Below are 24,815 nucleotides of genomic sequence, written 5' to 3' on the forward strand. Positions count from 1 at the left end.
CGACCCATGGACGAAGACACCGCCCTCTGGTACCGGATAGCCGATCTCCTTCCGGAGCCCGCCTCGAAGGAGGTCAAGGACTGCTGGGACATCGGGGAGCAGGAGTGCGGGCTCGGCCTGCTGGTCGAGGGCCTGCTCGCCCGCCAGGTCCCGGTCGGCGGTGCGGACCGGGCGCAGATCTCCGTGCTCGCCGAGCAGTGGGGCGAGCGCGAGCGGCTCACTCCTGGCCTCCTGCGCTGCCCGGGCGACGGCGCGCCCGCTCCGGTGCGGCTGCTCGACGGCGACCGCGACGAGGCCGAAGTGCTGACGGGCTGGAGCGAGCCGGAACTCGCCGACCTGGTGCTGGTGCCGTGGATCGGCTGCACCCGCTGCGGGCGGGTCCTGCTGCGCGCCCACGTCTGGGAGTCCTGGGACGACTTCTCCTACCTCGCCGAGCGCTACGTGATCAGCACGCCGGACTGCGACGCGGCGCTGCGGATCCTCCCGTCCGACTCCGCCGGTGAGGCCTTCGTCGAGCTCCTCCACGGCTGCCCGGAGGCTTAGGGTCCGTCGAGCCCGGCGCACCGTGCCCGGCGGGGCTCAGCCCTCCTCCGGCAGCTCCACCGCCTGCCAGCGGTAGGCCGCGTCCTCCTGCCACACCTGCAACTCGCCCTCCACCACGGCCGCCAGGCAGAGCCGCCAGTCGTCGCCCACGGTGAGCGCGACCCGGGTGGCCGGGCGCAGCGTCGGCCGCCACCAGCGCGGCCGACGCGAGGCGCCGCCGGCCGGCAGCCGCAGCCGTACGCCGCCCGCGCCGGCCAGGGCGATGGTGGGCCCGCCGCGGTGGCCGGCCATGGCGATGCCGAGGGCGGGCTCCCCGTCGCCGATCTCCGTGCCGGTCCCGGGAGTACCCAGGGTGTGCAGCTGGACGGAGCCGTCCGCCCGAAGGGCGGCCGCCTGTGGTCCGGCGGAGGTGCGGGCCAGCGCCCCGGCGCGCAGGGCGCCCGGCAGGCCGAGCGGGACGGGCGGCTGGACGGAGCCGGGCCGCCAGCTGAGCACCCGCTCGCGGTGCTCGACCAGGACCAGCCACGCGCCGGGGCGTTCCTCCTCGGCGGCGAGCACCCGGTCGGCGGGGCAGCCGGGGTGCTCCTGACCGGTGAGGGTGAGGCCGGGGGCCCAGCGGTAGGAGCGCAGCGCGCCGCCGGCCGCGGTCCACACCGTCAGCTCCCCGGCCGAGTTGACCGCCCCGGCCAGCCCGCTGACCCCGCGCGCCGCCTCCCACCAGCCGGTCGCGGTGCCGACCCAGAGGGTGCCGGTCCGGTCCTCGGCGCAGACCACCAGCTCGCCCTGGCGCCCGGCCCAGCCGGCCGTCAAGTCCCGTACCGCTCCAGGGCCCTGGCCGGCGGGCAGCCGCTGGCCGATGCGGCCCGGTCCGGCCAGCGCGGTGCCGTCGGCGCCGCCGGTGACCACCAGCGGCCGGCCGGCCCGGTCGGGCAGGACGGCCAGGCCCGCGGTGCGCGCCACCGGACGGTGGGCGCGCAGGAGTTCGCGGCCGCGGGAGACCCAGGGGCCGAGCGGGGCGGGGCGGCGGTCGGGGTCGCGGGCCAGCGGCTCGCAGGCCCAGTGGGCCAACTCCTCGCCGTAGCCGGCCGCCAGCAGTTCGGCGCGAGCCTGCTCGGTGGCGAGCCGGTGGTCGAGCCGGCCGTGGTCGGGCAGCAGCAGGGTGCGGGCCAGGGTGCCGACCGCGAAGAGGTCCTTGGCGGTGGTGGGGAAGCCGCCGACCTGCTCGGCCTCCGGCGGGACGTGCCCGGGGGTGAACACCGCGACGGTCAGGGTGTGGTCGAGCGGGGCGAGGAAGGTCAGGTCGATCAGCTTGACCTGGCCCTGGGAGTCCACCAGCACGTTGGCGGGGGAGATGTCCCGGTGCACCCAGCGCTTGCGGTGCAGCTCGTCGACGATCCGGCACAGCCGCGCCAGCACCTCGGCCACCGCCGACGGGCCGCCGCGCTGGCCGCGCGCCCAGGTGTGCAGCGGCACGCCGTCGACCCAGGGCGAGATCTGATAGCCCAACAGCCCGCCGGAGGGCACCGCGCCGGGCCGGTGCGGGGAGGGGCCGAGCAGGAAGCTGGGCACCACCAGGTCGGTGACGCCGAGCCGGTGGGCGTTGTGCGAGACGTCGTCCCAACGCCCCAGCCAGCGCCGCACCTCGGAGGGGTCGCGTTCCAGCATGATCTTCGCGGCGACCAGTTCCCTGATCCCGTTGTGGCCGGTGCGCACCGCACGCCACACCTCGGCCTCGCCGCCCCGGTGGTGGAACTCCAGGAGTTCGTACTGCTCGGGGTCGAACTCGGGCCCGAACCGGAGGCCGGGAACCCAACGAGACTCGGACACGCGACCCCCGACGCTTCTCACCGCTGCTGATGCGTTGCCCAGGATAGTCCGGGTTCCTGTTCGTCCGCCCGGAGGAGGGCCTATTCTGATGGGCGCCCGAGCAACATCATGAAATAACGTCAACTCATGGTCGTACGGGGGTTGTTGATCATGGCGTGGACGGCTGTTGAACAACAGGGGGACGGTGCATGCTGCTGATCGCGGTGCTGCTGATCGTGGTGGCACTGGCCGGGGGTGCGGCCGTCGTGCTGGCGCGCAGGCGAACGACCTTGGACGCCACGGGCGTTGCCAAGGCCCTCGCCACCGCTGCCGAACAACTCGCCGCCGGCAAGGCCTCCCAGGCCCGCCGCCGCTACGCCCGGTTGGCCCGCCGACTCGCCACCGGGCCCCGGGAACTGCGCCCCCAGCGCGGCCTTGCCCTGCTCGGCCAGGCCGAGGCCACCATCCCGACCGGCGACCAGCAGGCCACCCTCGCCCTCCACCGCGAGGCGTTCCCGCTGCTCACCGACCCGGCCCGGCAACTGCCCCGCTGGAGCCTGCGCCGCCTCGCCGAGGAACGGATGCAGGCCCCCGACGGCGACCTCGGACCGCTGCTCGCCTTCCTCCAAGCCACCGCCGCCGGCGCCGACCCCGTCGAGGAGGCCGAGGCCGCCGCCCGCACCCAGCACTGGCTGCAGCAGCTCTGCCGCGAGGGCGGCACCGACCAGCGCGACCACGCCACCGCCCGCGCCCTCGCCGCCCTGCCCGGCCGGGACTGGCCGGTGCTCGCCCGGGCCGCCCTGCTGCGCGCCACCGGCCGGGCCGCCGAGACCGAACCCCTGCTCGCCGCGGCCGCCCCCGGCGGCAGCAGCGAACTCTGGTTCCGCTGGGGCGCCCAGCTGTTCACCCTGCACCGGGACGAACCCGCCGTCGCCGCCTTCGACGAGGCGCTGCGCCGCGGCCCCGGTGAGCCCTCCCCCTGGGGGCGGGGCCCGGCGCTGCGCACCGACTGCCTGCTGTTCCGAGGCCTGGCCCGCCAGCGGCTCGGCGTCACCGACGCCGCCTGGGCCGACCTCGCGGCCGCCGCCGGGGAGACCCCGGGCGACCCGCGCCCGCGCTACGCCCTCGGCCGACTCGCCCTGCTGCTCGGCGCCGACGACCAGGCCCGGGAGCAGTTCACCGCCGCCCTGACCGTCCAACCCTCCTTCGCCCCAGCCCGGTTCGGTCTCGCCCTGGTCCACGAACGGGCCCAGCGCCCCGCCGAGGCCGCCGCCGACTATCGGGCCGGCCTCGGCCAGGCTCCCGACTGGCGCGCGGCCCGGGTCCGGCTCGGCGCCGCCCTGGTCGCCGCCGGGCAGGCCGCCGAGGCCGAGCCGGTCCTGCGCGCCGAGGCCGACACCGAACCGGACTCCCGCTGGAGTCGGATCGCGGCCTTCCACCTCGGCCTGGCCCTCGCCCGCACCGACGACCAGGCCGGCGCCCTCGCCCGCTGGGAGCAGTTGGACGACCCCGAGCTGCGGGAACTCCAGGCCCTGGCCCGCGACCGGCTCGCCCGCACCCGGCTGGCCGCCGACCCGGTCGCCGCCCGCGAGCTGTGGCAGCGGGCCGCCGCCGAACACCCCGCCGCTCCCGGGTACCGGTCCGCGCTGCGCGAGGCCGCCCTGCGCGAGGCCGCCCACCTGCTGGTCACCGGCCGCGACCACCCCGAGGTCCGGCAAGGGGCCGCCGCCGCGCTCGCCCTGGCCGACACCCTGCCCGGCGCCCTCACCCACCGGCAGTCCCGGCTGCGCGCCGCCCTCGCCCTGGCCGAGGGCGCGCCCGAGCGGGTCACCGCCCTGCTGGACGCGAGCGCCGGACTGCGCGATCGCTACCACCTGGCGGCCGTCTCGTTGCTGGCGGGCCGTCCGGTCCCGACCATCGCCCTGCTCGCCCCGCTCGACCCCGACCCGGCCGGCGACCCGGCGCTCGCCCGACTGCGCGCCCTGCTCGCCGAACGGGCCGGCAACTGGGCGATCGCGTTGGACTGGTACCGCCACTTCCTGACCGCTCCCATGACGGCTCCGGCGCAGCCCACCGGCGACTGCGCCGCCTGCGCCCGCCCCGCCACCGGCGCCTGCGGCGGCTGCGGCCGCGAGACCTGCGCCGCCCACCTGCACGCCCCCGCCGGGGCCGCCTCCCCGCGCTGCGTCCGCTGCACCGGCCCCGCCCTGCGCGCCGTCGTGGACTGCGCCCGCCGGGCCGGCACCCCCGAGCAGGCCGAACCCGTCCTCGCCGCCTGGGCCGAGGCGTTCGGCGACAGCGCCGCCGCCGCGCCGCTGCGGCTCGACCTCGCCCTGCTGCGCGCCGAACTCGGCCGCCTCGACGAGGCGTTGGCCGACCTGCCGGAGGACGCCGGCGCCGCCCGGGCCGCCGTCCTGGTCCGCCGGGCCGGCGCCGCGCTCGCCGCCGAGCAGCCCGGACGGGCCGCCGGCGACCTGCGTCAGGCCCTCACCCTCGCCCCCGGCCACCCGCAGGCGGCCGGCGCGCTGGTCCTGCTCGGCGAGCACGAGGCCCACCAGCACGCCGTCGAGGGCCGCCACCGTGAGGCCTACCAGGCCTACCGCGAGCTGTTGCTCAAGGACCCGGCCCACCCCCGGCTGCTGCACGCCCTCGGCCTCTCCGGCTACCGGCTGGCCGTAACCGCTGACGACCAGGACGTCTGGGCCTGGACGCTAGGCTGCCTGGTCGCCGCCCTGCACCAGAGCGAGCTGTGGGCCGAGACCGCCCGGATCACCGGCCGCCAGGCCGAGCCGCAGCGGACGGCCGCCGCCCGGACCGCGCTCACCGACCGCCTCCGGGAGGACCTGCGCGCCCTCGACCGGGCCGCCGGACGCACCGGCGACGAGGTCACCGCCTGGACCTTGCGCCTGGGCATGGAGACCCACGCCGCCGACGCCTTCGAGCGGGAAGACGTCCGGATCACCCTGCCCGGTCGCCCCGCCCGCCGCCTCGCCGTCGGCCCGACCCTCGACCGGCTGCTCCGCGCCGAGCCCGAACCCGCCGCCTGGGCCGCCGCCTTCGAGCAGGCCGTACGGGCCTGGCGGCGCCCCGCCGGGCCCGACGCCCCCGCGCTCACCCGGGCGCTCGGCCTGTTCGGCGAGCTCGGCCCGCAGCGCTACCTGAGCCTCCAGGGCCGCCAGGCCGCCGCCGTCGCCGCCCTGGACGCGGTCGCCGAGAACGAGCGCGGCGAGGGCTGGCAGGCGCTGCTCGGCGAGTCCCTGGTCAGCCAGGCCCGTGAGCACCACCGCCACCAGGACTGGCGCGAGGCCCTGGACTGTCTCACCCGCGCCCGGACCGTCCCCGGAATCGAGCTGCCCGCCGACGTCGCCCAGATCGCCGCCGAATCCGGCGTCCGGGCCGCCCGCGCCCTGCTCAAGAGCAGCGACGACGACCAGGCCGCGGCCGCCGCGCTGCTGGAGAAGGCCTTCGCGCTGGCCCCGGACGACCGCGAGGTGCGCGGCGACCTCGGCGCCACCTACGCCCAGTGGGCCCGCAAGATCAACAACGAGGACAAGGACTACCCGCGCGCCATCGCGCTGCTGCGGAAGAGCCTCGACCTCGTCCCCGACGACCCGACCGCCAAGGAATTCCTACGGGCCGCCCTGGGCAACCGGGCCGGCCAGCTCAGCCGCCCCGACGCCTCCGACGAGGAGCTGATGGAGGCCGCCGACATGTGGGACCGGCTGATCGACCTCAGCCCCGACCCGGAGCACCGGCTCGGCCTCGCCTTCGTCATGCGCCGGCTCTCGCGCTCGGCCGCCTTCGCCGACGACCGCGCCTCCGCCGTCGAGCTGATGGCCGAGGCACTGCGAGCCGACCCGGAGTGGGACGGCGACGTCACCCACGAGGCCCCGCGCCGGGTCGCGGTGCTGCTCGCCAACCACGTCATCGACGACATGCAGGACAGCCCCTTCACCGCCCAGGTCGCGATGCTGCAGAAGGCCATGTCCTACGAGGACTCGGCCGACATCCGCCGGCTGATGGTCAGCGTCTGGCGCGGCGAGGCGATCGGTCACTACGAGCGCCGCCGCTACGCGGAGGCGATCCGGCTGCTGGAGGAGGCGCTCGAGCTGTCCCGCACCCCGGAGGACGTCGCGAAGCTGCACGGCGAACTCGGCGTCGTCTACAGCTCCTACGCCGTCGCCCGGGCCAACGCGCGCCAGTACCGGGATGCCCGCCAGCTGATCCGCCAGGCCGTCGAGCACAACCCGGACGACCACGAGCTGCGCGCCCTGCAGGTGCGCATCAACATGCTCCGCTGACCGGCAGTCGCACGGCAGTTGCCGTCGTCGTAGGCCGTACGCCCGGCCGTTCGCGATCCGTCGTCCCGTCAAGTGCCCGGAACCGTGAGGAGAGAGACCGCCCGCCATGCCATTGCACGAACCATCGCCGTACGAGGTCCTGGGCATCCCGCTCACGGCCGGGGTGCGCGAGATCAACCTCTCGGTGGGGAAGGCGCTGAAGGAGGGCCGGTTCACCCGCCAGCAGATCCAGGACGCCGCCGCGCTGCTGCGCAACCCGGACCGCCGGCTGGAGGTGGACCTCCAGCAGCCGCTCCCGCCCGAGCCGGTCGACCGGGCCGCCGAGCTGCTCGCACCCGCGCTCGCCGAACCGCTGCTGGTGATCGAGCGCCCGCCGCTACCGCCCGCCCCCGCCCTGCTGGCCCTGCACCGCGCCGAGTTGGCCGCCGACTTCGCCGAGCCCGCGCCCGGCGGGGCCGACCCGGAGCCGCCCGTCCCCGCCCGCTACGCGGCAGACCTGTCCGTGCTGCCGCAGATCGAGGTACCCGAATGACCGACGCACCGACCGCATCCCTGCTCGACGGCCACCAGCGGCTGGAGGTCCCGCCCGGCGTCGAGTCCGTCGACCTGGACGCCAAGTTCAGCCAACTGCTGTTCCGCGCCTCGCTGCTGGGGAACAAACTGACCGAGCAGAAGCAGACCGCCCGGGCCGAACAGCGCGAACTGCTGGGCGTCCTGGTCGAGGTGGACGACGCGCTCGCCGCCCTCGGCCTGGACCGCGAGCTGGTGGCGCTCGGGCGCGGCGCCGGCATCGAGGCCACTCGCCGACGGCTGCTCGGCCGGCTCGCCAAGGCCGGGGTGCGGCCGATGCGGCTGGAGGGGCTGGCCGCGGATCCGGCGCTCACCGAGATCGTCGGCACCGAGGTGCGGCCGGGGGTGGCGCCGGAGACGGTGCTGCAGACGGTGGTGACCGGGTTCTTCTGGGAGCAGGAGGTGCTGCGGCGGGCCCAAGTGGTGGTCGCCGCACCGGAGGAGGCGCTGTCGTCTGCGGCGGACCCGCGGATCGCGGAGCTCAAGCCCGATGAGTCCGTCGAACCCGAGACCGTCGAGGGGACCGCCGTCGAGCCGCCGGTCGCCGGGTCCCCCGCGGTCGAACCGGGGGCCGCCCCGCCCGTCGAAGCCTCGGCCAGGCCGGTGCCACCCCGGGTCCGTCGGCACGCCAGGGCCGCGGGCAAGCAGGGCAAGCGCGGCAAGCGCAAGAAGTAGCCAGGACCACGAGGGGCAAGAGGGGAACGACATGTACCGCACACTCGGCATCGACCTGGGCACCACCAACTCCGTGGTGGCCCACCTGCGCCGGGGCGAACCGGAGATCATCTTCAACCGGCAGAACCAGGAGGCCACGCCCTCCGTGGTCGGCAGCGGCCGCAAGGGCGAGCTGCTGGTGGGCTCCACCGCGCGCAGCCGGATCGCCATCGACGGCGCCAACGTGATCCGCTCGGTCAAGCGGTTCATGGGCCGCAAGTTCAAGGACCCGCAGGTGCAGGCGGCCCTCAAGGAGGTCGACTACAAGGTCACCGCGGGCACCGACGGCGACGTCAACGTCTGGTTCAACGGCCGCTCCTACACCCCGATCGAGATCTCCGCGATCATCCTGCACCGGCTCAAGGAAGACGCCGAGCAGCGCCTCGGCGAGCCGCTCCACCGGGCCGTCATCACCGTCCCCGCGTACTTCGGCGAGCGGCAGGTCGCGGCCACCCAGGAGGCGGGCCGGATGGCCGGCCTGCACGTGCTGCGGATCATCAACGAGCCGACCGCCGCCTCGCTCGCGTACGGGCACTCCACCGACGCCGGCGACGAGGGCCGGACGGTCCTGGTCTACGACCTCGGCGGCGGCACCTTCGACATCTCCATCCTGCTGCTGGTGCCCGGCTCGGTCTCGGTGCTCGGCATCGAGGGCGACAACCTGCTCGGCGGCGACGACTTCGACCGCGCGATCACCACCGCGCTGCTGGAGGACATCCGCGAGGAGTACGGCTCGGACTACCAGCCCGACCTGCGCGACCGCCCGAAGATCGCCTCCACGGCCGAGGCCGTCAAGATCGAGCTGTCCAACCAGGAGTCCTCCGAGGTCATCCTGCCGGGCCTGGGCGCCGGACAGCTGGTGCTGGAGACGGAGTTCGAGCGCGCCCGCTTCGAGGAGCTGATCGAGGCCCAGATCGAGCGGACCATCGAGCTGACCCACAAGGCCATCATGCAGGCCAACCTGACCGTCGGGGACATCGACGAGGTGGTGCTGGTCGGCGGCTCGACCTCGATCCCGCTGGTCGTCCGGCGCCTCGGTGAGGTGTTCGGCACCCGCCGGATTAAGCGCGGCGTCAATCCGATGCAGTGCGTGGCGCTCGGCGCGGCCGTGCAGTCCGCCCTGGTCGGCGAGGTGGAGTGCCCCGAGTGTCGGGCCCCCGGCGACCTGTCCGCCTCCAACTGCGCCAACTGCGCCACCTCCCTGCTCGGCGGAGACCGGGTCCCCTGCCCGGCCTGCCACATCCCGGTGGAAACCGAGGCCGCCGCCTGCCCCAAGTGCGGCCAGGACATGGCCGGTTCGGCCGTCTCCGGGGCGACCATCCCGAAGCAGTCGCAGGCCGCCACCGTGGTGCGCGGCGACAACTGCCCGCGCTGTGGGACCCCTTCGGCGCCCGGTGTGACCGCCTGCGAGCTGTGCGGCGAGCCGCTCAACTCGGCCGCGCCCGGTCAGACCAGGGTGGCGTCCACCGCTGCCGAGGACGTCGGCCTGCGCTGCGCCTCCTGCAGCACGGTCAACCCGCCCGGCAGCGAAGTCTGCACCAGTTGCGGCGAGTTGATGCAGGTCACCAACCCCTTCGACATCACCCCGAAGAACCTCGGGATCGAGCTCAACGACGGCCGCCTCGCCGTCATCATCCCCAAGAACACCAGCTACCCGACCAGTTCGCCGGTGAGCCGCGAGTTCGTGGTCTCCGGCAGCGGCCGCCAGCGGCTGGAGGTCGCGGTCTACGAGGGCGAGCACGAGATCGCCCAGCAGAACGAGCTGATCGGCCACCTCACCCTGCGGCTGCCCGAGGGGCTCGGCGGCCGTACCCCGGTGGAGGTCTCCTTCGGCCTGGACCGGGACCGCACCATCACCCTGTCGGTGCGGATCCAGGGCGGCGGCGAGAAGACCGTGAAGCTGGAGCGGGTCACCCTGGACCCCGAGCTGAAGGTGCAGGTCGAGGAACAGCAGCGGCAGATCGAGACCTTCACCGACCGCTGGGGCGGTGAGCTCACCGAGGCCGAGAGGCGCGAGGCGCAGCGGCTGATGGACACCCTGGACGACCTGGCGGCCGGGCAGACCCGCGGCCAGTCGGTGGACGAGGCGCTGGAACGGGCACAGCGCCAGCTCAAGGCCCAGCGCTGGGTGCGCGGCTCGGAGGCGTACCTGAGCCTGTTCATCCACTACTGCGAGAAGCACCTGGACCCGAGCGACCTGGACCGGCTGCGCTCGGTGGCCGCCGAGCTGCGGCTGCGCCGGGAGGCCGCCGACTGGGAGGGCGCGATGCGCGCGGCCCAGAAGGCGGACGACCTGTGCGACTCGCTCGGGCACACCTTCCGGATGCTCACCATGTGCAACGTCTACGTCAACCAGAACATGGTCTCGCCGGCCCTGGCGCAGCGGATCATGGCGGAGCTGCGCGGGTTGGACGAGGCGGTGGAGGCGCCCAACATGGAGGCGGTCAACACCCACATGTCGAACCTGCTGGCGCTGTACGCGCAGGCGGAGCGGGAGCTCGGCAGCGAGCCGGCCGCCGAGTCGCTCGGCCCGGTCCGCCCGGAGGAGGCCGGTCCGCGATGAGCACCGTGAGCCTCCCCGAGGTCCTGTGCCCGCTCTGCAGGGTCCCGGCGGACCGGCAGTCGCTGGGCTGCCCGTCCTGCCGGGAGGACCTGAGCGTGCTGTTCCGGCTGCGTTACGCCGGTCGGATCGATTACAACCGGGCCCTGGACGCCCTGGCGGCCGGGGACGAGGCGCTCGCGCTCGGTCTGCTGCACCGCGCGGTGGCGGCCGAACCCGGACTGGAACCGGCCCGGGAGCTGCTGGAATCACTGAGCGTGGCGGGCTCTGCGGGTGCCGTCCCGTCGGGACAGGAGGGTGACACGCCCTCGGAGTGAGCAATCCCGGCGTTCCGGGCCCAGGATCACGTGAGATCGGCGAGGCGTGTGATCGCCACACGGATTTTCGCCACCCTCACAAGGAGCGACGCAATGCGTATTCGCACCACCCTCGCCGCCACCGCGCTCGCCGCGGTGACGCTCCTCGCCGGTGCCGGCACCGCCGCCGCCGGTGACGCGATCGCGAACGGCCAGGCCATCGGCTCGCCCGGTTTCCTCTCCGGCAACCTGGTCCAGTTCCCGATCAACTTCGAGGGCAACTTCTGCGGCAACACCTTCAGCCCGGGCGGGATCTTCAACCCGGCCATCGGGACCCTTTGCATCAACGAGTGACAGCAGCGCCGGGGCCGTCCGTCGAACCCGACGGACGGCCCCTGCGCCGTGTCCGCACCCCCGTTCGGGGGTGGCGGTGCCGGCCCGGGAGCGGCGACCATGGTCCCCGTCCCGCACCGCCGCACCCAGGAGCCAGCCCGTGCCGACCACGCCCGCCCAGCGCAGCTACGCCTCCGGCACCTCGGACGTCCCGCTGCTCGGCGACACCATCGGGGAGAACCTCGACCGCGCCGTCCGGGCCTTCCCCGAGCGCGACGCCCTGGTCGACCGTCCCACCGAACGCCGTTGGACGTACGCCCAACTCGCCGCCGACGTCGACGCGCTGGCGCTCGGCCTGCTGGAGCTCGGGATCGCCAAGGGCGACCGGGTCGGCATCTGGGCCCCCAACTGCGCCGAGTGGACGCTCACCCAGTACGCCACCGCCAAGCTCGGCGCGATCCTGGTCACCGTCAACCCGGCTTACCGCTCGCACGAGTTGGAGTACGTGCTGAACCAGGCCGGGATCCGGCTGCTGGTCGCGGCCGAGCGCTTCAAGACCTCGGACTACGCCGCGATGATCGAGGAAGTCCGGCCGAACTGCCGCGACTTGGAGCGGGTGGTGCTGCTCGGAAGCCCCGCGTGGGACGCGCTTCTGGCGGCCGGCCGGGAGGCCGACCCGGCCCTGCTCGTCGATCGCCAGGCAGAGTTGGCCCCCGACGACCCGATCAACATCCAGTACACCTCGGGCACCACGGGCTTCCCCAAGGGCGCGACCCTCTCCCACCACAACATCCTCAACAACGGCTACTTCGTCGGCGAGCTGCTCAACTACACCGAGCGGGACCGAATCTGCATCCCGGTGCCCTTCTACCACTGCTTCGGCATGGTGATGGGCAACCTCGCCGCCACCTCCCACGGCGCCTGCATGGTCATCCCGGCCCCCTCCTTCGAGCCCGGCGCCACCCTGGCCGCCGTCGCCGCCGAGCGCTGCACCTCCCTGTACGGCGTGCCGACCATGTTCATCGCCGAACTCGCCGACCCGGACTTCGCCCGCTACGACCTCAGCGGCCTGCGCACCGGCATCATGGCCGGCTCGCCCTGCCCGACCGAGGTGATGAAGGAGGTCATCGACCGGATGGGCATGGCCGAGGTCTCCATCTGCTACGGCATGACGGAAACCTCGCCGGTCTCCACCCAGACCCGCACCGGCGACTCGGTCGAGCGCAGGGTCTCCACGGTCGGCCGGGTCGGCCCCCACCTGGAGGTCAAGGTGGTCGACCCGGCCACCGGCCGTACCGTCCCACGCGGCGAGCCCGGCGAACTGTGCACCCGCGGCTACTCCGTCATGCTCGGCTACTGGAACGAGCCCGAGCGCACCGCCGAGGCCGTCGACGCGGCCCGCTGGATGCACACCGGCGACCTCGCCGTGATGGACCGGGACGGCTACCTGGCGATCACCGGGCGGATCAAGGACATGGTGATCCGCGGTGGGGAGAACCTCTACCCGCGCGAGATCGAGGAGTTCCTCTACACCCACCCGGACATCCTCGACGTCCAGGTGATCGGCGTCCCCGACGCCAGGTACGGCGAGGAGCTGATGGCCTGGATCCGGATGCGGGAGGGCGCCGAGTCGCTCACCGCCGAGGCCGTGCGGGACTACTGCACCGGACGGCTCGCCCACTTCAAGATCCCGCGCTACGTGCACGTGGTCGACGAGTTCCCGATGACCGTCACCGGCAAGATCCGCAAGGTCGAGATGCGCGAGACGGCCGTCCGCATCCTCGGCCTCTGACACCTGCGGTACCCGCCGGCACCGGAGTGGGACCGTCTCCCTCGACGTCACCGTGGAACGCGTGATCCCCCTCCCGCCGGAAACCGTGGCCGGCTACGCCATCGACTGCGCGGTCCTGACCAGCGCAAACGCGATGGCCGACGAGGATCTCTGCCCTCGTCGGCCATCAGCGCTCGTGGCGACTGAAGTTTCTTCCGGAAGAAGGTAAGACAGGTTTAGTGCTGGTCTGAGAACCGGCCTACCCGGTCGAGCTCGGCGCCGTCGACGAAGGCTTGGGAGAGATCGAGGTCGGAGATCACAGCTTCCCAGAGGTCGGCGCCACGGAAAGCGGCCCGAGTGCAGCGGGACTCTCGTAGGTCGGAGTGGCGGAGGTCTGTTCGGCAGAGTTCGGCTTCGGTGAGGTCGGCAGCCCTCAGGTTTGCCCGGGCAAGGATGCTGCCGGCCAGATTGGCGCCGGTGAGGTTGGATCCGGACAGGTCCGCCTTCTCCAGGTCCGCGCCAGCCAGATCGGCCTCTCTGAGATCGGCGCCGGCGAGGTGGGCCCCTTGGAGCTGGGCTCCGCGCAGCCGGGCCCCCTGCAGGTCGACAGCCGTTCCATGGAGTCGGAGCAGGCGCCATCCGTCGATGAGCCACATGTGATCGAGCTGCTGTTCCTCCGACAGGAGGGCCAGGGCCAGCGTCTGCAGGCTTGTGCCGGTGTCGGCTAACTCCCGGGCGGAGGTGTGCGTGCGGCCTGCGGCGATCGATGCCTGGACGTACGAGCGCGCGCCCGTGGCGCCCAGGGAGGCTGCTTCAACTCCGACCAGGGTGAAACGTTGTGTCGGGCCGGCGTGGGCTTGAGCAGCCTGTACTGCGCAGTCGAGCAGTGTTCGCATCAGGCTTCCTTTCCGCGGGTCATGCCTGGACGGGGTAGACCGCGTCGTCGGGGTCGGCGACCACGTTGAAGAAGAAGTTGTGGGTCAGCCGTCCGCTTCCGGCGTCGTCGCCGCAGCCTGCGAGTGGGGCGTGGTAGAACTCGCACCCGCGAAAGAGGACGAGCCGGTTGTAGACCGGGCCTACCCACCCCGTCTGTTCCCATTTGGACAGGTCGCCCATGTCCCGGCGGACGATCTTGTCGTCGAAGTCGGCCGCGTCTCGGAACCCGAGTGCCCGTGCCTGACGGTCAGTCGGTGGTGATTCGAGGTCGGTCTCCTTGTGCCTGAAGAATCCTGTCCCGGCTTCCATTGGCGCGTCGGGCGCGAGGTAGACCATGGCCGCCCAGTCGATGGCGATGTCCGCGTGGACCTTCGTACCGCGTCCGGAGGCTTTGGTGACGCAGCGGAAGCCGCCCCATGTGAAGCGCGCAGGGTCCGAGCAGATGCGGGCCTGGACGAGTTCGTCGAATGCTTTGGCCAGGGCGTCGGTTTGCAGGCTGCGCCGGCTCTGAAGGCCTGGGTAGTCGGTGGGCGTGATGTCGGCGTAGTCGGTTGACAGGGCCTTGGCCCGGACTCGATCGGGATCCGCGTAGAAGTCGTCAACGATGATCAATTTGCTCAGCATCGTCCGTCAGATCCTTTGGGGTAGTCAGTTGAACAGGAAGACTTGGGTCAGGCGCCCGTTGAGCGGATCCGTACCGAAACCTGCACTTGCCCGATGGGGCACCCGGTTGGGGCGGAACAGCACCAAACGGTTGAAGCGGATGGGTACGTGCATGGTTATCTCCGGGGCCTCGGTCTCGGCGTCCCTGAGAAAGGAGATCCCCCCGGAGCACAGGTGCGGCGGGGTGAGGTAGAGCACGGCGGCCCAGTTCGCGCGTGCCGTGTCGGCCTCGGTGTGTGCTGCCGAACCGGCGGAGACGAACGTGTAGAACCCGAAGGCGTCGGCTCCGGCGTCGAACTCGGGCTCTCGTCCCAGCAGGGCGGTCAGGCCCGCTGTTGCCTCGGTCGTGGGGAAGCACTGCCGGGTGCGGAGTGCGCCTGCGCCGACGGCGCCGCTGAGGGGTGTCCACTCGGCGCCGGTCACCACGTGCCGCACGCGGTCGGGATCCGCGTGGAAGCCGTCGACGACCTCCACCGTCTTGGTCCTCATCGGTCTTCCAGGCGGGACTGGGGTTCGGGGTGGCGCTGGTGTACCAGCTTCTGCATGTCAGGCTCCAGGAAGTGATACGGGTACGGCACGGGCCGGCGGCTTGCCAGGTCCAGCTGGCGACATTCGTCGAGTGGCAGCTCCAGGGCCAACGCGGCCAAGCAGTCGTCGAGTTGGCGTTCCTCGGAGACACCGATCGCGATCGAGGTCAGATCCGGCTGGCGCAGTAGCCAGGCGAGGGAGAGCTGTGCTGGGGAGCGCCCGGTACGGGTGGAGAGCTCCTCGAGCGCGGTCAGGACCGGCGGAACGTGGTCCCGGAACGGGTCCACGTTCCCGGTCCCGAAGGACTCGGTGAGCCTGCCCGCCCCTTCCACCGAGCGCCGGCTGCTGTCGATGCGGTATCGGCCGGCGAGCAGGCCGTTGGCCAGCGGTCCCCAGCCGACCATCGCCATGCCGCTGTACCGGGCATAGCCAAGGAACTCGTGCTCGGCTGAGCGCTCCAGCAGGTTGTAGTTGATCTGGACGGCCGCTGGCAGCGGCCAGCCGCGCTCTCGACAGAGTGCGTCCGCGTAGCCGATGTACCAACCCGGCACGTTGCTCAGGCCGAAGTGCCGGATCTTGCCGGCGGCGACGAGGTCCGCGGCGGTCGCCAGGGTCTCCTCCACCGGTGTGACGCCGTCCCACAGGTGCAGGTAGTAGAGGTCGATGTGACCGGTGTTGAGTCGTGCGAGGGAGCGTTCGACGGAGGCCAGCATCGCTCGGCGGGTGGCCCCGCCGCTGTTGACGTTGCGGCTGTCGTTGCGGTAGCCGAACTTGGTCGACACGATCACCCGGTCGCGGGCCGCGTGGGACTTCAACGCCCGGCCGAGCCAGATCTCACTCTCGCCACCGTTGTAGATGTTCGCGGTGTCGAAGAAGTTCAGGCCGCAGTCGAGAGCACGGCCGACGAGCGAGTCGGCCTCTTTCTCCGACATCGTCCAGCGGGGCCCCCAACGGCTGCCGAAGGTCGCCGCGCCGAGGCAGTAGGCAGACACGAGCAGCCCTGTGCGGCCCAGTCTCCGGTACCTCATCTCCTCCATTCGTCGCCTCTCAGGTCAGATCAGCGAGCCGGCGGAGCCACCGTCCAACCGGTGGAGCGAACCGTTGGCGACCGCACCGAGCTCGACGAGATGGCGCAGGCTGAGGTAGCAGCTCTCGAAGTCGATCAGTTCGTCGATGACGAGGTCTGGATTCGAGCGGTGCAAGAAGGTCTTCGTGAGGTCCTGCGGTGGCACGCCTCGTTTCGCGGCGATCCGATGCAGGTCCGCGGTTTTCTTGGGGTCGGCCAACGGGCCGAGGAGGAGGGTGGAGACGCTCGCGTTGTCGGCTCGGAAGGTGTCGGCGAGCATCGTGGTGAGCACCCGCAGTGCCGCCTTGCTCGCGGCGTAGACACCTGACTGCCGGCGCGCGTGGAAGATGGAGTCGGAGTTCAGGACGACGCAGGAGCAGAATCGCTCCTTGGGCTTGTCCGACAGCAGATCGTGCAGCAGGCGGTATGGCAGCAGGGCGTTCACGCGGAACACCATCTCCAGCTCGTCCAGTGTGGGGATGGAGACTCCGAAGTCGTGGTACGTCACCGCACTGTGGACGATGAGGTCCGGGCATCCGCCCACGAGTTTCGGCAGTTCGACGAGTGTCTCGGCCCGAGAGAGGTCCGCTTGCAGGTACTCGACGGGCCCGCGCAGGGCCGCCTCCTGCCGGGGGCGGCGACCCACTCCGATGACGGACCAGCCCTCCTCGGCCAGTCGCACGGCTATGTGGGCTCCGAGGCCCTGGCTGGCGCCGAGGACCAGAGCGCGTTTGGGTTCCATGGGAGCGTTCATCCTTTGTAGCTGACCATGAGGCCGTTTTCAGTGCCGATGAAGGCCGAGAACAGCCGGGGACTGCGGCACACGGCGCGGTTGTAGGCGTGGATGGCCTTGGTCTCCCGCTCGGGATCGGCGTCCGCCTCGGACTCGGCGCTGAAGTCGCCTTCAGCGAAGGCGTCGTCGGCGATGAGCAGTGCGCCCGGCTCCAGCAGCGGGTAAACCGCTTTGAGGTAGGCCGGGTAGGACTTCTTGTCCGCGTCGATGAAGGCCATGCCGAGGCTCGCCTTCGGTACTGCAGCCAGGTGCTCCAGCGCGTCGCCGACCACGACCTCCACCCGGTCCTCGACCCCGGCGGCTCGCAGATTGCGACGCGCGAGCCCGGCGGCCTCGGGGTCCATCTCCAAGGTGGTGAGCTGGCCGCCTTCGGGCAGGCCACGGGCTATGTGAATGGTCGAGTAGCCGAAGAGTGTGCCGATCTCGAGCGCACGGCGGGGGCGTCGCAGCATGGTGAGCAACTGAAGGACCCGTCCGGCGTTGTCGTCGACCTGTATCGTCGGCATGCCGTGTTCGAGCAGGGACTCCCGCAGGACGGCGTCGAGCGCGGCGTCACGGGGTCCGAGTATGGCGCGCATGTAGGAAGTCGGCAGACTCGTCATCGGTTGCTGTTCCCTCCTTTCTGCTCCGAGTTGTTCAGCGGGCGTCGTCGTAGAAGGCGAACGCTGGCTGGACGGGCGGCGGATCGGTCGGCAGATCGAAGTCGAAGCAGACCGCGAAGCGCTCCGGCGGCCCCGTCTGCGCGGCGATCTGGTCAAGGCCGGCCTTGTGGAAGTCGGTGAACTTCTCCGCGCTGTCTGCGGCACCCCACAGGTAGGAGAAGTACGCGCCCGGATTGGCTTGCAGCATCGGCCAGGTGAAGTAGGCGGGGAACTCTCCCAGGGCGCAGTGGGCGCTGATGCCGAAGCGCGCGTCGAGTCGCGCGAACGACTCGGCCAGCCCTCCTTCGGTGTGACGGTGGAGGTCGAAGTCGAGGGCCGCGGTGACGGCCCGGTCCATGTAGGTGCGGCGGTATTCGAGCCGTTTGATCCTGCGGCACAGTTCCAGCCCCTCCCGCTCCTCGTCGGACAGGCGCAGACGGTCGGCGAGAGCCGGGTGGAAGACCCATTTCTCGAACCACATGCTCAGGTACTCCAGGCGTTCCAGGGGGAGGTAGTCCAGGCCCGACTGATTCGAGATGCGTTTGCGGATCAGCAGGTGGTTGACGGCGTGACCGAACTCGTGGAAGAGGCTGTGTGCGTTCTGGAAGGTGATGCGGTTTTCGCCGTCCCCGTCGCGCGCGAACCGGCAGGACACGTGTGCGACGGGCCGTTGCACGATGCCGGACCAGTCGGTGCGGTTGCGTATGCCTTTGGTGTGGTTGGCGCGCAGGGCCTTGCGGTCTGAGTCCCAGAGGTCGCAGTTGATCGTTCCGACCTCCCGGCCGGCGGCGAGGACACGGATGGCCAGGACCGTCGAGTCCGCGACCGGCGATCGCCTCAGGGTCAGTCCGAAGACTTTGTGGGTGATCTCGGAGATGAACTCCAGGCATCCTTCCAGCGGGAGTTGGGGCACTGGCCGCGATCCGATCACGGTCCGCAGGTAGTGGCCGAAATGATCGATCGGATCAGGGGACGCGCCCACGCCTACGGCGGCGCCGATCTCGTCCTTGAGGTCCTGGTACGAGGCGATCGCCTGCGTCATGTAGCGGTCGAGGAAATCCTGCGCCTGCGTCTCGTCCACCCGGCAGTGCTGCAGGGTTTCCGCCAGGACCGTACGGTGGCCGCGTGCGCGGCTCTGCTCCCGCAGTTCGCCGACCATGGCGTCGACTATCGCGATCAGCTCGTCCCGGCGGCGGTCCCGTACGGTCGTCCACGCGGTGACCAGTTTCTCCCGCTTGTCGGCATCGCCCACCGCGCTGACGATGCGGTAGAAGGCGGCCTGCGGGGCTACGCCGTCCTGGTCGATGCCCAGGCGCCGCAGCAGGTTGCGTTGCTCCTGGCCGAGTTGGGAGAGGACCGACTTCGCCTGGGCGTTGAGGGCGTCGAGCCGTTCCTGGCCGGATCGCCGGGTCTCGTCCTGTTTCTCTTCCAGCTTCGCCAGGAAGAGCCGCCGGGATTCCTCGGCTTCCGGGTCGGGGCAGCGCAGGAGCCGGAGCCGGTCCTTGAGGGCCGAGTCCAGGGCGGGGTCGTCGTAGAAGGCGTCGCGCCAGTGTGTCAGGGGCTGGAAGTCGATGTGGCGTTCGTTCGACTCCAGGTAGAGGAACAGATAGGCGACGTTGTTGTAGACGGCGACGATCTCGACCATGTCGTCCTGGCTCAGCTCCGCCTGGCCGACCAGGGCCCGCAGTCGGGTCATCATCCCGGCCAGGGAGTCCTGCATGGCCGCCAGGGTGTCAGGCTGGGAGGTCAGGGCCTGATCCGTGGTCATCCGAGTGCCTCCTTGTCGCGGGGCCGGAACCGGAAGTGGTACACAACACCTGAGTACGAGGCGCCGTACATGCTGCCGTCAGGTCCGGCGACCGGTGTGATGTCCATGGTGGGATGGTGGTCCGTCAGGCCGAGGACCTGGCTGGTCTCCCAACGGAACCTGCCGTCCTCGCGCCTGAGGCACACGATGTTGCCACCGCTGGCAGTGGCGACGAAGTCGCCAGTGGGCAGTGTGGTCATGGAGGTGTACTCCCGGGGGGCGCCCTGTGAGGAGCGCCATGCGCTGCCGTGCGTGCGGGCGTTCAGTGCGGTGACGGCACCGTCGGTGCTACCGACGGCCACGAGACCACCGGAGACGGCCGGGCTCCCGGTGACCTTGGCACCGAGTTCGACGGCAGCGCGTTCGTGTCCGGTCCGGCTGTCGAGGAACAGACAGCGCCCGTTGACGGGGGCGACCAGTACCTCCTGCTGCTCGGACAGCCCGACCGGGGAGGCCTTGATGCTGTGGCCCACATCCGTGCGCCACAGTTCTTCGCCGTCGGGGCTCAGGCAGAGCACGTGCTCCGCGCAGGCGATCACGGCGTTGCCCTCGCCGGTGGCCACCGGGCTCGCGTAGGCGTCACGGTGGGCGGCGGAGCTATGGAAGGCCGCGTGCCAGGGCTCGGGCAGCCGGCGGTCGAAGACGATCGCGCCGGTTTCCAGGTTCAGGCCGGTGCAGCGGCTGTTGAACGCGGCCACGACCAGTCGATCGGCGTCGGGCAGCACCAGCGGAGTGGCGTAGACGGGATCTGCGATCCGTGTCGACCAAACCAGTCGGCCGCGCAGGTCGAAACAGGCCGCCAGGCCGCTGGTGGCGATCGCGATCACCCTGCGCCGGCGGACGTCGGCTACGAGCGAGGCGTAGAGCGGGCTGTCGAGACGCCGGCGCCAGTACTCCTTGCCGAGTGTCCGGTCGTAGAAGGTGACCGTTCCATCGCTCGCCGCCACGACGGCGCCCGCGCCGGTGACCACCACCGGACTGGAACTGACGGGCACCTCGATGGCCCGGGACTGCCCGGCGACTTGGTGGGTCAGCCGCCTGAACCCGCAGACGACGGGTTCCCGGTCCCAGAACACCTCGGATAGATCGGCCGAAGGCAACACGAGGACACTCTTGCCGGGGTCGTGCCGGTAGGCCGGCAGCCGCGCACTCACGCCTCGCTCCCCGGGACGGCCCGCGAGGTGCGCCGGTAGGCGCGCAGAAAGACGGCGGCCAGTGTCGCCGAGGCGATCCCCTTGCAGGCGACTGCGGCGAAGGGCGAGTGCAACAGGTGCACGGAGCACCAGGCCAAGGGGATCACCAGAAGGTAGGTCACCAGGGTCGAGGCGGAGAAGAGCACGCCCCCGAGCCGGTGGACCACGAGGATCTTGCCGAGGAACTGCTCGGCGAAGTAGGCGGGGACGTAGAGCAGGTAGGCGAGGACCAGGACGGCCGCGAGCCATCGGTCGAGCCCCTCGCTGGAGAAGGCGTCGACAAGCCAGGGCGAGGCCGCGGCCGTGAGCAGCGTCGCCACCGCGGTCGGGACGGCGGCGCGGCGCAGCAGGACCCGTACGGCGGCGGAGCGCTCCCCCGGTGCGGATCCTCCCGCCCAGTAGCCGTAATGGACGAAGGAGCTCTCGAAGCAGGCCTGGGGGACGCGGCAGTAGAGGGTGTAGATCTTGGTCGCGACGAGTGCGGCCGCCAGTACCGGCACGCCCAGGCTGCCGATGAGCATGACGGGGACGATGGAGCCCACGTAGTCGTTGACGTTGCGCGCCCCGACACCGAACGCCAGCCGCGACATCCCGTGGAGCTCTTCGAACACCGAGGCCCGGTCGGGCTTGGCCAATGGGATGCGTCGCCTTCGAAGGAGCCGTACGAACATCCAGACGCTGATCGCAGCCATGACCGCCTGCGCGACCACGGTGGAGGTCGCCACCGCGCTCTCCGGGGTGGCGAAGAGGGCCGCGCCCCGTCCTGTGTAGAGGAAGACCCAGTCCAGGACCGCGTTGACCGCGAACCCGAGTCCCAGTACGACGAACGTCAGGTTCTTCGCGCCGCAGATCTTCAGCGCCTCGTTGCTGGCCCAGTAAATGATCACCAGCCCGACCGCGTGACTGCGTACCTGGACGTAGTCTCCCACCAACGGGATCTGGTCCGGGCTCTGAGCGAACCAGCCGATCGCGCTGTCGGCTCCTGACGCCAGCGCCGAGCCCAAAAGTTGACTTATGGTCAGAATGACCAGCAGAGCGGCGAGTAGGACGGGCAGGCGCTGCGCGGTCCGGTTGGCCCCCTCCGCGACGGATAGGCGGCTGCTGAAGGCCTCGACGGCCCCCTGGAAGAACGCGTAGATCCCGAGGACGAGCAGATCCCCCTGGCCGACGGCCGCGACATGAGCGACCCCCTTGGGCGCGATCATGGCGAGGTCGACCGCGCCGAAGCCGACGGTCGCCATGCCCAGCATGAACACCACCGCCGCGTATCCGTTGAAGTTCCGCGCGGTGAGTTTCGTGTGAGCGGTGGCTGACTGGTTTTCAGTGGCGGTGTTACTGGACATGGATCAGGTTCAGTGCTTCCTCGAAGTCGCGGGCAGCCGCGTGCCCGGCTGCTCGTGCTGTGTGGAGGCCGGCCTGGAGGACGGCTTCGTTGGCGGGAGAGAGCGTGGCGAGAGCCTGATAGTGCGGTAGCGCGAGAACGTACTGACCGACCGCCTCGCGGCACCGGGCTGCCTTCAGCGGATGGTGACCCATGTACGGCGGACCGGCTGCCGCGGCCTTCTCGTACCAAAGCGCGGCGTCCTCAAGGTGCTTCCAGCGCTCGTAGACCTCGGCCAGTTCCGCGTAGCTCGGCGCCCAGGCGGAGTCCAGTTCGACCAGGTTGAGGCCGGCTTCCTCCGCCTTCTCGAAGTCCCCCGTCAGATAGAGGTGTTCCTTGAGGGTGGACTCGTAGTACGTCTTGATGAGGTTCTGTTCGAAGGCCCTGTCGCGCTTGGCTACCGTCTCCTGCGCGGTCTCCTGTGCGCGGCGCATGTAGGTGCGGGTCGTCTCGGCCTGACCCTTCGCCGCGGGGAGCATGGCGATTCCCCGGTACCACGAGGACAGCGAGGCCGGACTCAGCGACCTGTCCGATATGGCCAGCGTGTTGCCCGTCTCCGCGAACCAGCGGAAGTCGGCCTCGGTGGCCTCGTGGCGTTTGAGGTGCCAGACAACCGCCTGGGTGCAGGCGTGGAGGATGCGATCCCTCGGGATCGAGCCGGTTTCGATCGTGTGCCTGATCCGGGAGAAGACCTCTCGTGAGCCGACCCCGTCGTCGCGTCGATTCGAGATCATGAAGTCGAGCATTCCGACCTCGAATGCATCCCGCGATCCGGCCTTCCCGGGCAGTATCCGCCGCAACACACGCGCCGCGGCATCGAAGCGGGACACGCTGATTAATGCGGATGCCACATTGACCTGCCCGACGACCGGTAATTCCCCGACATGGTCGAGCATGTCCGCCAACTGCTCCATCGCGGCGCTCGGGCGGCTGCGGAGATCCGCAGCCGCCGCATAGTCGACGCCGGCGAGAAGTGCTACCTCGCGCAATACGTCCGGCTCGAAGACCTGGGTGAAAAGATAGCCGTATGACGACCAGTCCGCTTCGCTGAACTGTTCGACGCAGGCTCGCGAGAAGAGGTCAGCTGTCTGCCCTGCCTGCATGGAATAGGTGAGGCCCAGAAGCGTCTCCTGGAATGCGTTCTTGAACGGCGCGGCAAGCCGGCTGGACATGATGGATCCATTCTCGACGGGGCGCTCCCGATGGGGCTGTGCGGCAGGGCACAAAGGGCCGGGGGGCGCGGCGACGAGACCGCGCCCCCCGGCACGTATTACTCGCTCAGCAGAGCGTCCAGATCGGCGTCGACCTCGACGTTGTCGAACAGACTGTCTGCCATGGCCTCGGCCTCGAAGAAGACCTCGGCGTTCATCGAGGGGAAGAAGGCAGGCTTCTTCTCGAACGGGTAGTTCGCCATCGCTTTACTCCCTTCTTGCGGAACAAGGTGGAGCCAACCCAATGGTTAGATCATCGATGATCTTTGCTGTCGAACTAACCTCCAGGCAGGCGATTGAGTCATCAGTAAAACTCTCTCGCCTCTGCCATGTCAACAGCATCGACAGCGATCCCCGACCTGCCCTTTGGGCGAATCTTCCCGGCATGTCGGATTCGGAACCTGCTGAAATCGCCCAAGCCTGCTGTGGTCAGGTGTAGATATTTGGTGACTGAAAGCGGAGCTATTCCATCCCTTTTTGTCTCCAAGCATAATGCCTGTTGTCTTTTTGAGAGCGACCGGCGTGTTTTCGCTGGTCAGGATAGGGCCGGCGTTTCGGAGACAGATCGTTTTCGCTGCCGCCGAGGATGAGCACGCGGCGGGCGCGACTGGCGGCCGCCATGGGGATCGCGGCGGCCGAGGTCGGCCGGGCGGCGGTGTGGGTGGCGCAGTTGGCCGCCCGTACCGGCAGCCGGCGGCTGGCTGTGGCCGCCGACCGCGCCGCCGTCTGACGGGCGCCGGGGTCTTGGGCGCCGCCGCACCGCCGCGTCCCGGGACGCCGGCTCGGGTCGGGTCCCTGGGGTGGCATCAGCGGTGCGGGCCGACCAGCAGCGCGGTGGCCACGCTTCCGCCCGCCCGCGCCTGCTCTGCCGGTTCTGGCTGCTGGATATAGTGGCTGCCGTCGCGGGGCTGAGAGGGGGCCGGCGTGAAGCGGTGGCAGCGCGGTGTGGCGATCGCGTGGATGGTGCTGGTGGTCGGGGGCGGTGCGCTGACGTTCGTCCTCAATGCGGCGGCCGAGGATCCGCCGCTGGCGGGCTGGTCGGAGGTCCGACCGTCGCCCAGCCCGGCCCCTCCGTGCCCGGGTGTGGACGTCATCTGCTCCGCGACGTTCGCCCCGGCTCCTTGAGCGTCCACCGCGAGCTGCGGCCGCGGATCCGCCCGGCCCGGCTGTCAGGCCGGTGAAGCCGACCGACCTGGTGCTGCGGGTCGATGCCGAGGCGCTGCTCGGGTCCGGGGCGGGCGGGGATGGTCCGCGGGCGGCCCGGCGCCGCAGCGCGCAGGCGATGAAGGGTGCGCGCAGGCGCCGCTGTTCTAACCGGCGACCGGAAGTGGCAGCCGTCTCCAGCCAGCTGCCGTCGTGGATTGTCTGTGGCGGCTGGCGTGATCAGCCGGATGCCCGGTTCCTCGTCAGAGCCGCGAAGGGCTGTCCGGAGGAGCCGCCGTGGAGGTTGCCAGGTGCACGCGTGGGAGAGCGATCCGGCGTACCAGGCGGTGGTGCGGGTGTTCGTGGACGGGGATCCGCTCGACCAGGGGGGGAGGGCCCCTCGACGTCCGCGCGGTGGACTGACGTCGTTCCGTTGACAACAGCGGGAAGCTGATCCAGGTGGGCGTTACTGACTTCGGCTCGTCAGGGTGACGTTGGGGTGTCGGGGGTCAGGCCGGTGCCGGCTATGAAGCCGTCGAGGGTGTCGGGCTGGTACTGC

22 protein-coding genes are annotated in these 24,815 nt (G+C 71.1%); 9 read left to right on the forward strand and 13 right to left on the reverse strand.

Annotation, left to right across the window (positions count from 1 at the left end):
* Positions 1-6: 6 nt before the first annotated feature.
* The gene (locus ABZW30_RS34900; RefSeq protein WP_355675256.1) at positions 7-543 is read left to right on the forward strand and encodes a hypothetical protein; all 537 of its coding nucleotides are present in this window, start codon (positions 7-9) and stop codon (positions 541-543) included.
* Positions 544-579: 36 nt separating this feature from the next.
* Here the strand turns inward: ABZW30_RS34900 and ABZW30_RS34905 are convergent, their stop codons facing one another.
* Positions 580-2,370: a protein kinase gene (locus ABZW30_RS34905; protein ID WP_355675257.1), complete on the reverse strand. Its 1,791-nt coding sequence runs from the start codon at positions 2,368-2,370 to the stop codon at positions 580-582.
* A gap of 188 nt (positions 2,371-2,558) precedes the next feature.
* Between ABZW30_RS34905 and ABZW30_RS34910 the strand changes: the two genes are divergently transcribed.
* The 7 genes from ABZW30_RS34910 to ABZW30_RS34940 all read left to right on the forward strand — a co-directional run bounded on the left by ABZW30_RS34910 (position 2,559) and on the right by ABZW30_RS34940 (position 12,915).
* Positions 2,559-6,650 (forward strand): hypothetical protein, encoded by a 4,092-nt coding sequence (locus tag ABZW30_RS34910; protein WP_355675258.1) that lies wholly within the window; start codon positions 2,559-2,561, stop codon positions 6,648-6,650.
* 106 nt (positions 6,651-6,756) lie between these two features.
* Complete coding sequence (locus tag ABZW30_RS34915) at positions 6,757-7,182, forward strand: hypothetical protein (RefSeq protein ID WP_355675259.1); 426 nt, start codon at positions 6,757-6,759, stop codon at positions 7,180-7,182.
* The gene (grpE, locus tag ABZW30_RS34920; protein WP_355675260.1) at positions 7,179-7,895 is read left to right on the forward strand and encodes a nucleotide exchange factor GrpE; all 717 of its coding nucleotides are present in this window, start codon (positions 7,179-7,181) and stop codon (positions 7,893-7,895) included. Before ABZW30_RS34915 ends, grpE begins: the two co-directional genes overlap by 4 nt.
* Positions 7,896-7,926: 31 nt before the next feature.
* On the forward strand, positions 7,927-10,497 hold the full coding sequence (locus ABZW30_RS34925; protein WP_355675261.1) for an Hsp70 family protein: 2,571 nt from the start codon (positions 7,927-7,929) through the stop codon (positions 10,495-10,497).
* Positions 10,494-10,811, forward strand: coding sequence for a hypothetical protein (locus ABZW30_RS34930; RefSeq protein WP_355675262.1), 318 nt, complete (start codon positions 10,494-10,496; stop codon positions 10,809-10,811). Before ABZW30_RS34925 ends, ABZW30_RS34930 begins: the two co-directional genes overlap by 4 nt.
* Positions 10,812-10,904: 93 nt before the next feature.
* Positions 10,905-11,144: a chaplin gene (locus ABZW30_RS34935; RefSeq protein WP_355675263.1), complete on the forward strand. Its 240-nt coding sequence runs from the start codon at positions 10,905-10,907 to the stop codon at positions 11,142-11,144.
* A 139-nt stretch (positions 11,145-11,283) separates the two neighbouring features.
* Positions 11,284-12,915, forward strand: coding sequence for an AMP-binding protein (locus ABZW30_RS34940; protein ID WP_355675264.1), 1,632 nt, complete (start codon positions 11,284-11,286; stop codon positions 12,913-12,915).
* Positions 12,916-13,130: 215 nt separating this feature from the next.
* Here ABZW30_RS34940 and ABZW30_RS34945 read toward each other — a convergent pair whose 3' ends face one another.
* From ABZW30_RS34945 to ABZW30_RS34995, 11 genes are all read right to left on the reverse strand, one after another.
* A complete protein-coding gene (locus tag ABZW30_RS34945) occupies positions 13,131-13,790 on the reverse strand; it encodes a pentapeptide repeat-containing protein (protein WP_355675265.1) in 660 nt (219 codons plus the stop codon).
* A gap of 19 nt (positions 13,791-13,809) precedes the next feature.
* Positions 13,810-14,454, reverse strand: a complete 645-nt coding sequence (locus ABZW30_RS34950) for a DUF6445 family protein (RefSeq protein ID WP_355675266.1) — start codon at positions 14,452-14,454, stop codon at positions 13,810-13,812.
* A 24-nt stretch (positions 14,455-14,478) separates the two neighbouring features.
* Positions 14,479-14,967, reverse strand: coding sequence for a hypothetical protein (locus ABZW30_RS34955; RefSeq protein ID WP_355675267.1), 489 nt, complete (start codon positions 14,965-14,967; stop codon positions 14,479-14,481).
* Positions 14,968-14,978: 11 nt separating this feature from the next.
* Positions 14,979-16,013, reverse strand: coding sequence for an aldo/keto reductase (locus ABZW30_RS34960; RefSeq protein WP_355675268.1), 1,035 nt, complete (start codon positions 16,011-16,013; stop codon positions 14,979-14,981).
* Between the two features lie 60 nt (positions 16,014-16,073).
* The gene (locus ABZW30_RS34965; RefSeq protein WP_355675269.1) at positions 16,074-16,829 is read right to left on the reverse strand and encodes an SDR family oxidoreductase; all 756 of its coding nucleotides are present in this window, start codon (positions 16,827-16,829) and stop codon (positions 16,074-16,076) included.
* 8 nt (positions 16,830-16,837) lie between these two features.
* Positions 16,838-17,482 (reverse strand): O-methyltransferase, encoded by a 645-nt coding sequence (locus ABZW30_RS34970; RefSeq protein WP_355675270.1) that lies wholly within the window; start codon positions 17,480-17,482, stop codon positions 16,838-16,840.
* Positions 17,483-17,516: 34 nt separating this feature from the next.
* The gene (locus tag ABZW30_RS34975) at positions 17,517-19,289 is read right to left on the reverse strand and encodes a M3 family metallopeptidase (RefSeq protein WP_355675271.1); all 1,773 of its coding nucleotides are present in this window, start codon (positions 19,287-19,289) and stop codon (positions 17,517-17,519) included.
* Positions 19,286-20,482, reverse strand: a complete 1,197-nt coding sequence (locus tag ABZW30_RS34980) for a PQQ-binding-like beta-propeller repeat protein (protein WP_355675272.1) — start codon at positions 20,480-20,482, stop codon at positions 19,286-19,288. Before ABZW30_RS34980 ends, ABZW30_RS34975 begins: the two co-directional genes overlap by 4 nt.
* Positions 20,479-21,864 (reverse strand): MATE family efflux transporter, encoded by a 1,386-nt coding sequence (locus tag ABZW30_RS34985; protein WP_355675273.1) that lies wholly within the window; start codon positions 21,862-21,864, stop codon positions 20,479-20,481. The genes ABZW30_RS34980 and ABZW30_RS34985 overlap by 4 nt, the downstream gene beginning before the upstream one ends.
* The gene (locus tag ABZW30_RS34990; protein WP_355675274.1) at positions 21,854-23,074 is read right to left on the reverse strand and encodes a hypothetical protein; all 1,221 of its coding nucleotides are present in this window, start codon (positions 23,072-23,074) and stop codon (positions 21,854-21,856) included. The genes ABZW30_RS34985 and ABZW30_RS34990 overlap by 11 nt, the downstream gene beginning before the upstream one ends.
* Positions 23,075-23,172: 98 nt before the next feature.
* Positions 23,173-23,316: a hypothetical protein gene (locus tag ABZW30_RS34995; RefSeq protein WP_355675275.1), complete on the reverse strand. Its 144-nt coding sequence runs from the start codon at positions 23,314-23,316 to the stop codon at positions 23,173-23,175.
* Between the two features lie 383 nt (positions 23,317-23,699).
* Here ABZW30_RS34995 and ABZW30_RS35000 point away from each other — a divergent pair, with 383 nt between their 5' ends.
* Positions 23,700-23,843 (forward strand): hypothetical protein, encoded by a 144-nt coding sequence (locus ABZW30_RS35000; protein WP_355675276.1) that lies wholly within the window; start codon positions 23,700-23,702, stop codon positions 23,841-23,843.
* 76 nt (positions 23,844-23,919) lie between these two features.
* Here ABZW30_RS35000 and ABZW30_RS35005 read toward each other — a convergent pair whose 3' ends face one another.
* Positions 23,920-24,207 (reverse strand): hypothetical protein, encoded by a 288-nt coding sequence (locus ABZW30_RS35005; RefSeq protein ID WP_355675277.1) that lies wholly within the window; start codon positions 24,205-24,207, stop codon positions 23,920-23,922.
* Positions 24,208-24,815 lie beyond the last annotated feature (608 nt).

This window comes from Kitasatospora sp. NPDC004669 (assembly GCF_040609455.1).
Lineage (GTDB): Bacteria > Actinomycetota > Actinomycetes > Streptomycetales > Streptomycetaceae > Kitasatospora.